Raw genomic sequence first — 12324 nt, forward strand, 5'->3', positions numbered from 1 at the left:
GGGTCCCGCCTCAGAAATCCGGGTGGAAGTGCATCTCTGGGTAGCGGGACGACGGGCCGGCGAGCAGACGGCCGTCGCCGTGGCGCAGGTGCCGGTCGAAGAAGGCCACCACGTACGGCCTCTGCACAGCGATGGACCGCTCGCCGTCGATGCTACCGATCAGGGGTTCACGGTCCGGGGCCGGCGTGCCCAGCTGCGGCAGCAGGGTTTGCAGATCGGTGTACGAGAGATGCGCGGTGTGGTCGAGCTGCAGCCAGTAGCGGGGGCCGCGCAGCTTGCCCCACATGGTGGTCCAGGAGTCGTCGACGCCCGCGCCCAGCATCAGGAACGGCCGGTTGAGGCCGGTGGTGAGGGGCCGGCCGAAGAACGTGCCGTCCAGGTTGGCTCCGGCCCGCACGCGGTGGTCGACCCGCATGACTTCGGCCGCGGTGGCGCCGCCCAGGGAGTGCCCGGCCATGCCGACACGGTTCAGGTCGAGGGTGGCGGCGAGGCCGCGTGGGAGGGACCGGAGCAGGCGACCGGACGTGAGCTGGTTGAGCACGAAGCGGGTGTCGGCGACCCGTACGGCGAGGGCTTTGGTCACGACGGCCTGCTCCTCGGCCGGCGTGGCCGGGACGGGGACGGCGAGGGTGGCCAGGCGGCCGTCGGGGAACTCGACGAAGTTGGCGTCGTGAGTGTGGTCGACGGTGACGACGACGAAGCCGTGGGAGGCGAGTTCCTCGACCAGGGCGGTGCTGGAGGTGCGTTCCATGCCGAGGCCGGGCGACCAGAGCACGACCGGGCGGCGTCCCGGGGCGGCCGGGGCGCCGATGTGGCCGTGCGTCACCGGCAGGATCGCGCCGGAGCCGGGCGGGGCCATGCGGGCCGCGATCTGCGGTGAGACCCAGTCGGCGCGGGGGCAGCCGCGCACGGTGGCGGCCGGGTACCAGATCTGGGCCATCAGTTCGCGCCGCTTCTCGGCGGGCACCCACGGGTCCGGTCGCGACGAGTCGACCAGGTGCAGGGAGGCCGTGCCGACGGGGTGCCGTCCCGTGGGCGCGGGCAGGGTGAGCTGGATGTCGGCCGCAGGGGCGAACGATGGCGAGGCAGCGGCGACGGTGGGCCAGGCCGTGGCGGTGGGCGAGGCGGTCGAAGCAGAGGCGGAGGAGTCCGGCCCGCGAGGGGACGGCGCCGGCTGGGGAAGGCTCGAGGGGGTGGGTGGGCCGGGCAGCAGGGCGGCGGCCAGGGCGAGAGCGGCGATCGTCATGGCGACAAGGGTTTCGGAGCGGGCGGGGTGGAGGCAGTGCGGCGGTTCACCGGTTTCGGTGCAGGCTGCACGACGCATCCATGACATCTGTCATGAATCGGCGGGAATGCAATTACTGGAGGGTAATTTGCAGCCCGTTGTCTGACATTTCGCGGACGTGTCGCGGGCATTTACGGTGGGCGGGCCGGCGGTGCAGGGAAACATCGTTTCCTAGTGATACGTATCAATCAGGGACATGGGCGGTGCGTCGACGGGTGGCCACGCTGCGTCCATCGTCGACCGTCCAAACCGGACCGTTTGTGCCGCCGAAGTGCATCCCGGCAACACGGGTGGAACAGACATAGGCGCATCTTGCCCGACAATCCCGCGCGGGAGGGGGCCGCGGCGCGTCGACGCCGATTGTTGACGAGCCATTACCCGGACGCGGGGAAATGGCTTGTCAGCGCGAGAAAACACGGTCGTCACGATTTTTGAGCGCGGTCGGACAACGGTCCGGATATCACTGCTGCCGATGGTCGTCAACGGTCCGGAATGGTCGTGCGGCGGACAGCCCGATCGAGCCCCGGCAATCCTTAAATCTTGCTTAGACTCGCCGTCGGCACGCTCCGCCCCACCCCACTCCCGTCCACCGTGGAGGTTCCTCGATGGTCGCTGCCCGCATGCCCGCCTACCGCCGTGCGGTACGCGCTGTAGTCGCCGCCCTCTTCGCAGGGACCATGGTGGCGGCGGCACCCGCGAACGCGAAACCCGTCAAACCCCTGACGCCACCCCAGATCCCGGGCTACGGCCAGGTCGCCCCGCCCCGGGTCGCCCCGCCCGAGCCCCTGCCCGAGCGCACCGGCAAGGTGGCCGTCAGCCAGGCCGCCGGCAAGCAGTTCCAGAAACCGGCCCTCCGTAAAGGTCAGGCCCAAGCGGCCGGCCTCAACGACAAGGTCGCCCTGCGCGCGCTGGTCATCGCCACCACCACCGACGACTTCGGTGTCCCGACGTGGAAGACGACGCTGGACCGCCTCGGCGCCTCGTACGACGTGCTCTACAGCGCCACCACCCCGCTGTCGGTCGACACCCTGCTGCGGGCCGACGGCACCGGCAAGTACAACGCGATCCTGCTGACCAACACGATGCTCGTGTACGCCGACGGCGCCAACTACCTCAACGGGCTCGACGCCAACGAGTGGAACACCCTCTGGGCGTACGAGCGGAACTTCGGTGTCCGTCAGGCCGCGCTCTACACCAGCTACGGCTCCTGGCCCGAGGACTACTGCCTGCGCTCGGCCGGTGAGACCGCGGTCGGCGACACCCCGCTCAACGTGAGCCTGACCAGCGCCGGCGCCGGGGTGTTCGACTACCTCAAGGCCGACGCCACGATCCCGGTCGTGCAGTCGTACGTCTACAAGACCAGCATCGCCCCGGGCTGCGCGGCCGAGGCCGTGGCCACCGACGGCACCAACGTGCTGGGTGTCCGCTCCACGTCGGCCGACGGCCGTGAGCGGCTGGCGCTGACGTTCACCCTCAACCAGTACCTGCTGCAGTCCGACGTGCTGGTCTACGGCCTCGTCCGCTGGGCCACCAAGGGCCTGTTCCTGGGTGAGCAGCGGCACCACCTCAACGTGGACGTCGACGACTGGTTCAACACCGCCGACCACTTCTACCCGGACGGCCACATCGAGTACGACCCCGGGTTCAAGGTCTCGGCGCACGACATGGTCAACCTGGATCAGCGGCAGGACGCGCTCAACCTGGGCTTCAAGTTCAACCTGGCCTTCAACGGCGCCGACATCGACCCGTTCGCAGGCAACCAGTGCAGCCCCGGCGGCGGCGTCAACGAGCTCACCGCGACGACCAAGTGCCTCGCGAACGACTTCCGGTGGCTGAACCACACGTTCAACCACCCGGAGCTCAACCACACGAGCTACGCCACCACGTACAACGAGATCCGGCAGAACCGCACGGCGGGCGCGGGCATCGGCCTGACCGAGTCGGCCGGGGTGCTCAAGACCCCCGAATACTCCGGGCTGGGCGTCTACACCGTGGACCCGGACGACGACACCGGCGTGCCGGTCGACCACGGCCTGGCGGGCTCGAACCCGAACCTGCTGCAGGCGGCCAAGGCCCTCGACATCAGATACCTGCACGGCAACATGTCGTTCGCCAGCCACAAGCCGGCGCACTTCAACGCCTCGATCGTGCACCCGCTCGACGCCGCGGTCGAGGTCGTGCCGGACTGGCCGACGAACTTCGCCTACTTCTGCACGACGCCGGAGGAGGAGACCGCGTTCTACAACTCCTTCTACGGACCCAACGGCAAGTTCCCGTACTGGCCGACGAACCGCACGTACGAGCAGATCCTGGACTACGAGACCGGTATCGCGCTGCAGCACGTGGCCGCGGGCGGCATCAACACGCACACCCTGCACATCGCCAACGTCCGCGACTACGGCAACGGCCGCACGCTGGCCACCGACTGGGTCGAGGCGGTGGTGAGCAAGTACCGGGCGATCTACTCGGTGCCGCTGCTCAACCAGGACTGGGCCCAGATCGGCGCCTACGCCAGCGTCCGCACCCAGCATTTCGGGCAGCTGGCGGCCGGGGTCGACGCGGTCTACGACCGGTCGGCGGGCACGGTCACGGTGACCTCGCCGGCGGCCGGAACCGTTCAGGTCAGCGGCGTGCAGGCGGCCACCTCGACCACGTACGGCTCCGATGTCACCGCCCCGCTGGCGCTCACGGCCGGCACCGCGGTGACCGTCACCGCCCAGCCGAGGGCGTAACCGAACAATGCGGATAGCACTCGTGTCCGAGGGGACTTATCCCTATGCGATGGGCGGCGTCAGCATCTGGTGCGAGCAGCTCATCAAGGGAATGCCCGACTACCGCTGGGAGGTCGTCGCGCTCACCGTCGACGGCTCCGAGCAGTCGGTCTTCGCCGCACCGGCGAACTTGGACCGGGTGCACTCCGTGCCACTGTGGGGCGGCCGCAACGAGAAGGCCCAAGGCAGCCCCGGTACGGCCTTCACGGGCCCGTACGAGATGTTCCTGCGTGCGCTGATCACGCCGGTGGACACGCTGCAGCCCGAACGGGGCCGCGCCGTCTTCCTGCTGGCCCTGCGCGGCCTGTACGAGTACGCCGAGTCGGGCGGCAACCTCGGCGAGGCGCTCGTCAGCAACGAGGCGGTCACCATGATGCTCGACGCGTGGCAAGACCTGCGCGTCGAGCAGACCGCCCCGGCCCCCACGGTCGCCGACGCCGTCCAGGCGACCTGGCTGCTGGAGCACATGCTGCGGCCGCTGAGCGCCCCCGCGGTGCAGGCCGACATCGTGCACTGCTCCATGAACGGGCTGTCGATGCTGGTCGCGATGGTGGCCAAGTGGCGTTACGGCACCCCGCTGGTGATGAGCGAGCACGGCATCTACCTGCGCGAGCGCTACATGTCCTACCTGCACGACGACGCGCCCCACGCCGTACGGGTGATGGCCTTGAGCTTCTTCCGCTCGCTGGCCGGGGCGGCCTACCTGATCACCGACGTGCTCGCGCCGCACTCGTCCTACAACCGGCGCTGGCAGCTGCACAACGGGGCCGACCCCGAGCGCATGTGGACCATGTACAACGGCGTCGAGCCGGCCGAGTTCCCCGCCGCCACCAGCGAGCCTGCCGTGCCGACCATCTCGTTCATGGGCCGCATCGACCCGCTCAAGGACCTGCACACCCTGATCCGGGCGTTCGCGATCGTGCGCGACAAGATCCCGGCCGCGCGGTTGCGCATCTTCGGCGGCACACCGGCGGTCAACCGTACGTACCACGAGTCGTGCGAGCGGCTGATCGAGGAGCTCGGGCTGCAGGACTCGGCCGTGCTGGAGGGCCGCATCGAACGGGCCGTGGACGCTTACCACGCGGGCAGCATCGTCGCGCTGACCAGCATCTCGGAGGGTTTCCCGTACACGGTGGTGGAGGCCATGGCCTGCGGGCGGCCCTGCGTGTGCACAAACGTGGGCGGCGTGGCCGAGGCGGTCGCCGACACCGGCCGGGTGGTGGCCCCGCGCGACCACACGGCCGTGGCCGAGGCCTGCATCGAGCTGCTGGAGAACGACGACCTGCGCTTCAACCTGGGGTACGCGGCCCGCCGGCGCGTGCTGGAGCACTTCACGCTGGCCCAGTCGCTGCAGATGTACCGCGACGTCTACGAGCGTCTGGCCCGTCCGCTGGAGGGCGCGATCCCGGCTCCCCGGCTGCGCCCGGCCGCCCCCGCCTGGCTGGGCATGCGATGACCGTCGAGGACAAACAGGCGGAAGCCACCGCCCCGCAGACCCACCCGGTCGTTCTGCCGCGCATCTCCACCGACCCGCTCGACATGCTGGTCGACCGTATGCGGCCCGCACTGGCCCGCGCCGTCGAAGCGCTTCAGGTGGCCGCCGCGCTCGAGGCGGACGGGGTCACCGACCGCATCGCCCGGGTCGAGTACGGCTTCCCCGACGTGTTCGCGCTGGCGGCCGAGGTGTTCCGCCGCCTCGGCCCGCCCGCCGACGACCCGCCGGCCCCGGTCGCCACCGGTCACGGCCGCCGCCAGACGATCCGGCTGCTGCTCCACGGCCCCCTGTACGCCCTGCCCAGCGCGGTGTTCCCGGCCGTGCTGGCGGTGCTGGGCCAGCGCCACGCCGTCCTCGTGCTCACCGTGGCCGGGGTGGCCGGGTGGGCCTACGCGGGCACTGTCGCCTTCGCCGCCTACAAGCTGCTCGGGGCCAACCGTCCGCACCGCGCGGCCCGCCTGCTGCGCTTCTCGGTCCTGGCCGCCCCGCTGCTGGGCGCGCTGGCCGGGGCGGGCATCGGCCGCTGGGGCCTGGTGCTGCTGGCCGCCGGGCAGCTGAGCTACCAGCTGGCGGGCACGGTCCTGATGTTCTACCGCCGAGAGCTGTGGCAGGCGATCGTGATGGCCCCCGCGGTCGTGGCCGGCGTGGCCTACCTGCTCGACGAGCGGGCCCGCGACGCCGCCCTGATCGCCGCCGGGGCCGGGGTCCTGGTCGCGTTCGCGGCCGCCCTGCGGTGCACGGTCGGGAAGGGCGCCGCGGGCGAGCGGCCGGCCCGGTTGCCCCGGCGCGCGCTGGGCGGCGTCACCGCGTACGGGCTGCTCTCGGCTCTGCTGCTGTTGCACGCCGCCTTGCCCTATCTGTCCGACCGCCTCGACATCGCCGTCGCGGTGGCCCCGCTCATCCTGTCCATGGGCTTCGTCGAGTGGCGGGCCGAACGGTTCCGCGCGCAGGCCGTGGGCCTGACCCGGCGCAGCCGCCGCCCCGCCGACTTCGAGATCGGCCTGGCCCGCGCGATCGGCCTCGAGATCCTGCTCTGCCTGGCCGTCCCGGCCGTGCTCGGCGTGGCGCTGGTGGCCGTCCTGCGCACGACCGATCCGGCCGTCATGGTCATGGTCGCCGCGCACGTGCTGCTGGCCGGCGCCTACTACGTCGCGTTCCTGCTGGCCGGATTCGAGCGCTTCGGCCGGCTGTGCGCGTCGCTGATCGCCGCGCTGGCGGTGCACCTGGGCGCTGTCGCCCTGCTCGGCCGTGCGGTCACCCCACTGATCGACACGGTGTTGTTCGCCGGCAGTGTGCTCGGGCTGCTGGCGCTGTTCCTGCTCGGCCTGGCTCCGTCCGTCCGCCAGGTACGCCACTACCGGTAGGTCAACCGGAGGGAGATCTGCATGCACGCGGTGATTCTCGCCGGCGGCAAGGGGGTGCGGCTGCGGCCGTACACCACCACGCTGCCCAAGCCACTGATGCCCATCGGCGACAAGCACGCGATCCTCGAGATCGTCCTGGACCAGCTCGCCGGGTGCGGCTTCACCTCCGTGACGCTCGCGATCAACCATCTCGGCCCGCTCATCAAGGCGTTCGTGGGCGACGGGACCCGCTGGGGGCTGCGCGTCGACTACATCGAGGAGGATCGGCCGCTGTCCACCGTGGGCCCGCTCTTCGGGCTCAAGGACACGCTGCCCGAGCACTTCCTGGTGATGAACGGCGACGTGCTGACCGACCTCGACTACGCCGACCTGCTCAACCAGCACACCCTGAGCGGGGCCGGGCTGACCGTGGCGATCGCCGAGCGCACCCACAAGGTCGAGTTCGGGGTGCTCGACGTCGAGGCGTCGCGCATCACCGGGTTCCGGGAGAAGCCCAGCCTGCGCTACCAGGTCAGCATGGGCGTGTACGGGATGAGCCGGCGCACCCTGGCCCCCTACCCGGCCGGGCGGTCGTTCGGCTTCGACGAGCTGGTGCTCGACCTGCTGGCCCGGCGCGACAACCCGGCCACCTATCCGTTCACCGGGTTCTGGCTCGACATCGGGCGGCCCGAGGACTACGACGAGGCCAACCGCAGCTTCGAGGAGCTGCGCCCCAAGCTGCTGCGCGACCGTGCCGGGGAGCCCGTATGAGGATCCTGCTCCTCGGCTCGTCCGGGTTCATCGGCCGGCACGTCCGCCACGCTCTGGCGGACGCGGGCGACCTGATCTGCCCCGGCCGCGACCGGTACGACCTGATCAACGGCGAGCTCGACGACCTCCGGGCGCTGGTCCGGGTCGAACGGCCGGACGCGGTGGTCTGCTGCGTCGGCGCGCTCACCGGCACGCCGGGCGAGCTGATGCGGGCCAACGCGATGGTGGCGGCCAAGCTGCTGGAGTCGGCCCCGGACGCGCGGCTCGTGCGGCTGGGCTCGGCGGGGGAGTACGGCGCCGTTCCCGAGGGGCACGCCGTGGCCGAGGACGACCGGCTCGAACCGGTCGGCGCGTACGGGGTCAGCCACGCCGCCGGGACCAGGCTGTTCGCGCTGGCGAGCAACACCGTGTCGTTGCGCGTGTTCAACCCGATCGGCGCGGGCCAGCCTGCCGAGAACGTGCTGGGCCGGGTGGCCGCGCAGCTGCGGGCCGGGCACACCGAGCTGTCGCTGGGGCCGCTCGGCGCGTACCGGGACTTCGTGGACGTGCGCGACGTGGCCTCGCTGATCCGGGCCGTCGTGGTCGCCGACGACGTGCCGCACCCGGTCTACAACGCGGGCAGCGGGCGGGCGGTGACCGTACGGGAGGCCGTTGAGATGCTGGCCCGCGAGGCCGGGTTCACCGGCGAGATCAAGGAGCAGGGGGCCGGGCCGCAACGCTCGGCCGCCGTGACCTGGATTCAAGCCGACATCACCCGGGCCGCCAAGGACCTCGGCTGGGCGCCCGCTCACAACCTGAGCGCCTCGATCAAGAGCATCTGGGAAGACGCGTGAGAAGGGCGGTGGCGGTTCTGCTGGCGGCGCTGACCGTCGCCGCCTGCACCTCCCCGCCCACGCCTGCGACCAGCGACTCCTGGGCCTATCAGCTGCAGAACTACCGGGACGACCGCCTCGACGAGCTCGCCGCCGGGCCGTATCGGACCGTGGTCGTCGACCTCGCCCGCGACGCGCACAGCGACTTCTTCACGGCGGACGAGATCGACGCCGTCCGCGCGACCGGCAAACGCGTGCTGGCCTACTTCGAGATCGGGAGCATCGAGGACTTCCGGCCGGAGTACAAGACCCTGCCCAAGGATCTGATCGGCAACGAGTGGGCGGACTGGCCGGGCGAGTTCTTCGTGCGCTACTACGACGACCGCTGGTGGGAGCTGGTCGTCAAACCCCGCGTCGACCAGGCGGTGCGGGCCGGGTTCGACGGTGTCTACCTCGACACCCCCTTGGCGTACGAGGAGATCGCGCTCGACGCCGTGCCCGGGCGTGACCGCGACCGGCTGGCCGCCGACATGGCCCGGCTCGTCGCGCGGATCAGCGCGTACGGGAAGGGCAGGGTCCCCGGTTTCCTGATCGTGCCGCAGAACTCGCCGGAACTGCGGCACCAGCCCGGGTACACCGCGGCGATCGACGGCATCGGCATGGAGGAGCTGTTCTTCAAAGCCACCGACGAGCGCTGCACCGAGGACTGGTGCGCCGAGAACCTGGCCGACACCCGGGCCCTGCGCGACGCGGGCAAGTTCGTGCTCAGCGTCGACTACGCCACGAAGGCGGACGACGTGCGCGCGGCCTGCGAGTACTACGCCGCCGAACGCTTCACCGGCACCGTCACGGTGCTGGAGCTGGACCGACCCGCACAACCCTGCCCGTAAGGAGAAAACCGCATGCCCCAGACGATCGGAGTCGTCGGCCTCGGCTACGTCGGTCTGACACTGACCGCCGCGCTGGCCGACAAGGGCTACACCGTGCACGGCGCCGACGTGTCGCATCACGTGCTCGACACCCTCTCGCAGGGGCGCTCGCACATCTTCGAGCCCGGTGTCGAGGACATCTTCGCCTCTCGGATCAATTCGGGCATTCACGTGGGTGAATCGTTGCCGAACAACACCGTCGACGTGGCCGTGATCAGCGTGTCGACGCCGGTGGACGAGCAGACCCGCCGGCCCAACCTGGCCAACCTGGCCGCCGCCGCCCGCAGCGTGGCCGCCACCTGCGCACCGGGCACGCTGGTGGTCGTGCGCAGCACCGTGCCGGTGGGCACCAGCCGCAAGGTGGTGCTGCCCGAGCTGCGGGCCGCGTGGGGAGACGACGTCAAGCTGGTGATGGCGCCCGAGCGCACGATCCAGGGTCAGGCGCTGCGCGAGCTGGTCGAGCTGCCGCAGGTCGTCGGCGGCCTGGACGACGCTTCATTGCAGGCCGGTCTGGAGTTCTTCGGCGGCCTGGCCAACACCGTCGTGCCGGTGTCCGACCTGGAGACCGCCGAGCTGGTCAAGCTGTCGAACAACTGCCACACCGACCTGATCTACTCGTTCGGCAACGAGATCGCGCTGATCGCCGAGCAGCACGGCCTCGACCCGCTCGAGGTGATCAAGGCGGCCAACGTCGACTACCCGCGGCCCGACCTGTCCAAGCCGGGTTACGTCGGCGGCGGCTGCCTCTCCAAGGACCCGTACATCATGCTGGACAGCGCCGGCGACTACACGCCGTTCCTGGTCGGGCAGGCCCGCGCGCTCAACGAATATCTGCCCAAGCACGTGGCGGAGATCGTGGTGCGGCTGCTGCGCGAGATCCGCGGCGAGACGCGGGGGCTGCGGCTGGCCGTGCTGGGCTGGGCCTACAAGGGCTGGCCGCCCACCGACGACATGCGCGGCACCCCGATCGCCACCATGATGCCGATCTTCTCGGCGGCCGGCATCACCGTCACCGGGCACGACCCGATGGTCACGGCCGAGGTGGTGCGGCAGTACGGCGGCGACCCGGTCAGCCTGGACAAGGCGTTCACCGACAGCGACGCCGTGCTGGTCATCAACGACCACCCCGACTACCGGGCGGTCGACGTGAACGCCATGCTGGGCGACGCGCGGCCGGCCCTCATCTTCGACTCGTGGCGCATCCTCGACGCGGACGCCGTCCGTGCGGCGGGCATCCGTTACGCCGGCCTGGGACTGGTGGCGGCATGAGGGCCCTGCTGCTCGGCGGCGCCGGCTTCATCGGCGCCCACCTGGCCCGGCGTCTGGTCGCCGACGGCCACGACGTGACGATCGTCGACGACTTCTCCCGCGGCCGCTCCGACAGCGACTTGCAGGAGCTGGGGGCGACGATCGTCTCGGGCGACCTGACCGACCCGGCCTTCTACGCGGGGCTGGAGCACGACTGGGACCAGATCTACCTGCTCGCTGCCGTCGTGGGTGTGCGCAACGTGGAGAAGGACCCGGCCCGCGTCGTCCGCGTCAACACGCTCGTGGCCATGCACCTGCTCGACTGGCTGCAGCCGGGGGAGCGGGTGTTCTTCGCCTCGACCAGCGAGGTCTACGCGGGCGGGGTGGACGCCGGCATCGTGCCGGTGCCCACGCCCGAGGCGATCCCGACGATGATCTCGGACATCACCGCGCCCCGGTTCGCGTACGCGGTCAGCAAACTGCTCGGTGAGGCCGCGTTCCTGCACACCGCCCGCGCCCGCGGTTTCGACGCCGTCGTCGGGCGGTTCCACAACGTGTACGGGCCGCGGATGGGCGCCGACCACGTCATCCCGGAGATGTCGCTGCGGGCGCGTGGCGGCGAGGACCCGTTCCGGGTGCCCGGGGCCGACCAGTTCCGCGCGTTCTGCCACGTCGACGACGCGGTCGAGGCCATGGTCCGGCTCATGGCCACGCCCGCGGCGGCCGGTCAGATCGTGCACATCGGCAACGACCGCGAGGAGACCAACATCGGCGACCTGGCCAAGCTGGTGCTGCGGGTGGCCGGGGTCAGCCCGGCGATCGAGACCGCCGGCGCGCCGCCCGGATCGGTGCGCCGGCGCTGCCCCGACCTGAGCAAGCTGCGTGAGCTGACCGCCTTCGAGCCCACGGTCACGCTGGAAGAAGGCGTCCGTACGACGTTCGCGTGGTACGCCGAGCACGGGAGACCGTCATGACCGACGAACGCGCGCCGATCTGCTTCTACTACGGCAACGGCAAGCTGATCGACCTGGCCGAGTATCCACGCGTGGTGCTGCAGCCCGACTTCTACAAGCCCGAGGAGATCGCCTACCTCAAGGGCAAGGGCGTGCACGTGCTGGCGTATCTGACCCTGTCGGAGGACACCGGGCCGCCCGCCGAGTGGCAGCGCACCGAGGTCAACCCCGACTGGGGCGGCAAGTTCGTGCACGTCGGGCACCCGGACTGGGTCTCGCACGTGGTCGGCCAGGCCCGCGACGCGCTGGCGGCCGGGTTCGACGGGTTGTTCCTCGACACGCTCAACGTCGAGCTGACCTTCCCCGAGGACGTGCCGCACCTGCTGACGCTGGTGGCCGCGCTGCGGGCCGAGGCGGGCTCGGCGTACATCCTGGCCAACCGGGGCTTCGGGATGCTGCCGCGGCTGGCCGAACTGGTCGATGGGGTGGTCTTCGAGTCGTTCTCGGCCCGCTGGACCGAGGAGGGCTACGCGGCCTGGCCGCCCGACACCCTCGAGTTTCACGCGCAGATCGCCGAGCAACTGCTGCGGTTGCAGCTCGACCTGTACGCGCTGGACTACGCCGACGACCCGGGCCTGACGGACTTCGCAGTCCGCCGGGCCCGGCAGTTCGGCATGCAGTGCATCGTCAGCGACCGGGCTTTGTCCCGCGTCTAGC

Annotated in this window: 10 protein-coding genes; 9 read left to right on the top strand and 1 reads right to left on the bottom strand. The window is 70.8% G+C overall.

What is annotated here, in order from left to right; all coding sequences use genetic code 11:
- Nucleotides 1–10: 10 nt before the first annotated feature.
- The gene (locus BKA14_RS05865; protein WP_184949896.1) at nt 11–1246 is read right to left on the bottom strand and encodes an alpha/beta hydrolase family protein; all 1236 of its coding nucleotides are present in this window, start codon (nt 1244–1246) and stop codon (nt 11–13) included.
- A 644-nt stretch (nt 1247–1890) separates the two neighbouring features.
- Here BKA14_RS05865 and BKA14_RS05870 point away from each other — a divergent pair.
- From BKA14_RS05870 to BKA14_RS05910, 9 genes are read left to right on the top strand one after another with little or no spacing between them, the layout of a single operon-like run.
- Nucleotides 1891–4017 (top strand): Agd3-related carbohydrate-binding protein, encoded by a 2127-nt coding sequence (locus tag BKA14_RS05870; RefSeq protein ID WP_239092460.1) that lies wholly within the window; start codon nt 1891–1893, stop codon nt 4015–4017.
- Between the two features lie 7 nt (nt 4018–4024).
- Complete coding sequence (gene pelF / locus BKA14_RS05875; RefSeq protein ID WP_184949897.1) at nt 4025–5512, top strand: GT4 family glycosyltransferase PelF; 1488 nt, start codon at nt 4025–4027, stop codon at nt 5510–5512.
- The gene (locus BKA14_RS05880) at nt 5509–6915 is read left to right on the top strand and encodes a hypothetical protein (RefSeq protein ID WP_184949898.1); all 1407 of its coding nucleotides are present in this window, start codon (nt 5509–5511) and stop codon (nt 6913–6915) included. The genes pelF and BKA14_RS05880 overlap by 4 nt, the downstream gene beginning before the upstream one ends.
- A gap of 21 nt (nt 6916–6936) precedes the next feature.
- Nucleotides 6937–7665 (top strand): sugar phosphate nucleotidyltransferase, encoded by a 729-nt coding sequence (locus tag BKA14_RS05885; RefSeq protein WP_184949899.1) that lies wholly within the window; start codon nt 6937–6939, stop codon nt 7663–7665.
- Complete coding sequence (locus tag BKA14_RS05890; RefSeq protein ID WP_184949900.1) at nt 7662–8498, top strand: NAD-dependent epimerase/dehydratase family protein; 837 nt, start codon at nt 7662–7664, stop codon at nt 8496–8498. The genes BKA14_RS05885 and BKA14_RS05890 overlap by 4 nt, the downstream gene beginning before the upstream one ends.
- An 8-nt stretch (nt 8499–8506) precedes the next feature.
- Nucleotides 8507–9367 carry a glycoside hydrolase family 191 protein gene (locus BKA14_RS05895; protein WP_311776100.1) on the top strand — a complete coding sequence of 287 codons (861 nt, stop codon included), beginning with the start codon at nt 8507–8509 and terminating at the stop codon, nt 9365–9367.
- Between the two features lie 12 nt (nt 9368–9379).
- A complete protein-coding gene (locus tag BKA14_RS05900) occupies nt 9380–10675 on the top strand; it encodes a nucleotide sugar dehydrogenase (RefSeq protein ID WP_184949902.1) in 1296 nt (431 codons plus the stop codon).
- Nucleotides 10672–11628: an NAD-dependent epimerase/dehydratase family protein gene (locus BKA14_RS05905; protein WP_184949903.1), complete on the top strand. Its 957-nt coding sequence runs from the start codon at nt 10672–10674 to the stop codon at nt 11626–11628. Before BKA14_RS05900 ends, BKA14_RS05905 begins: the two co-directional genes overlap by 4 nt.
- Nucleotides 11625–12323 carry an endo alpha-1,4 polygalactosaminidase gene (locus BKA14_RS05910; protein ID WP_184949904.1) on the top strand — a complete coding sequence of 233 codons (699 nt, stop codon included), beginning with the start codon at nt 11625–11627 and terminating at the stop codon, nt 12321–12323. The genes BKA14_RS05905 and BKA14_RS05910 overlap by 4 nt, the downstream gene beginning before the upstream one ends.
- The last annotated feature ends 1 nt before the right edge of the window (nt 12324 follow it).

Source organism: Paractinoplanes abujensis (assembly GCF_014204895.1).
GTDB lineage: Bacteria > Actinomycetota > Actinomycetes > Mycobacteriales > Micromonosporaceae > Actinoplanes > Actinoplanes abujensis.

Excerpts from the sequence above, each read along its gene's own strand:
- BKA14_RS05900 (WP_184949902.1), top strand. The coding sequence starts at position 9,380 with ATGCCCCAGACGATCGGAGTCGTCGGCCTCGGCTACGTCGGTCTGACA.
- BKA14_RS05865 (WP_184949896.1), bottom strand. The coding sequence starts at position 1,246 with ATGACGATCGCCGCTCTCGCCCTGGCCGCCGCCCTGCTGCCCGGCCCA.
- BKA14_RS05910 (WP_184949904.1), top strand. The coding sequence starts at position 11,625 with ATGACCGACGAACGCGCGCCGATCTGCTTCTACTACGGCAACGGCAAG.
- BKA14_RS05905 (WP_184949903.1), top strand. The coding sequence starts at position 10,672 with ATGAGGGCCCTGCTGCTCGGCGGCGCCGGCTTCATCGGCGCCCACCTG.
- pelF (WP_184949897.1), top strand. The coding sequence starts at position 4,025 with ATGCGGATAGCACTCGTGTCCGAGGGGACTTATCCCTATGCGATGGGC.
- BKA14_RS05885 (WP_184949899.1), top strand. The coding sequence starts at position 6,937 with ATGCACGCGGTGATTCTCGCCGGCGGCAAGGGGGTGCGGCTGCGGCCG.
- BKA14_RS05870 (WP_239092460.1), top strand. The coding sequence starts at position 1,891 with ATGGTCGCTGCCCGCATGCCCGCCTACCGCCGTGCGGTACGCGCTGTA.
- BKA14_RS05880 (WP_184949898.1), top strand. The coding sequence starts at position 5,509 with ATGACCGTCGAGGACAAACAGGCGGAAGCCACCGCCCCGCAGACCCAC.
- BKA14_RS05890 (WP_184949900.1), top strand. The coding sequence starts at position 7,662 with ATGAGGATCCTGCTCCTCGGCTCGTCCGGGTTCATCGGCCGGCACGTC.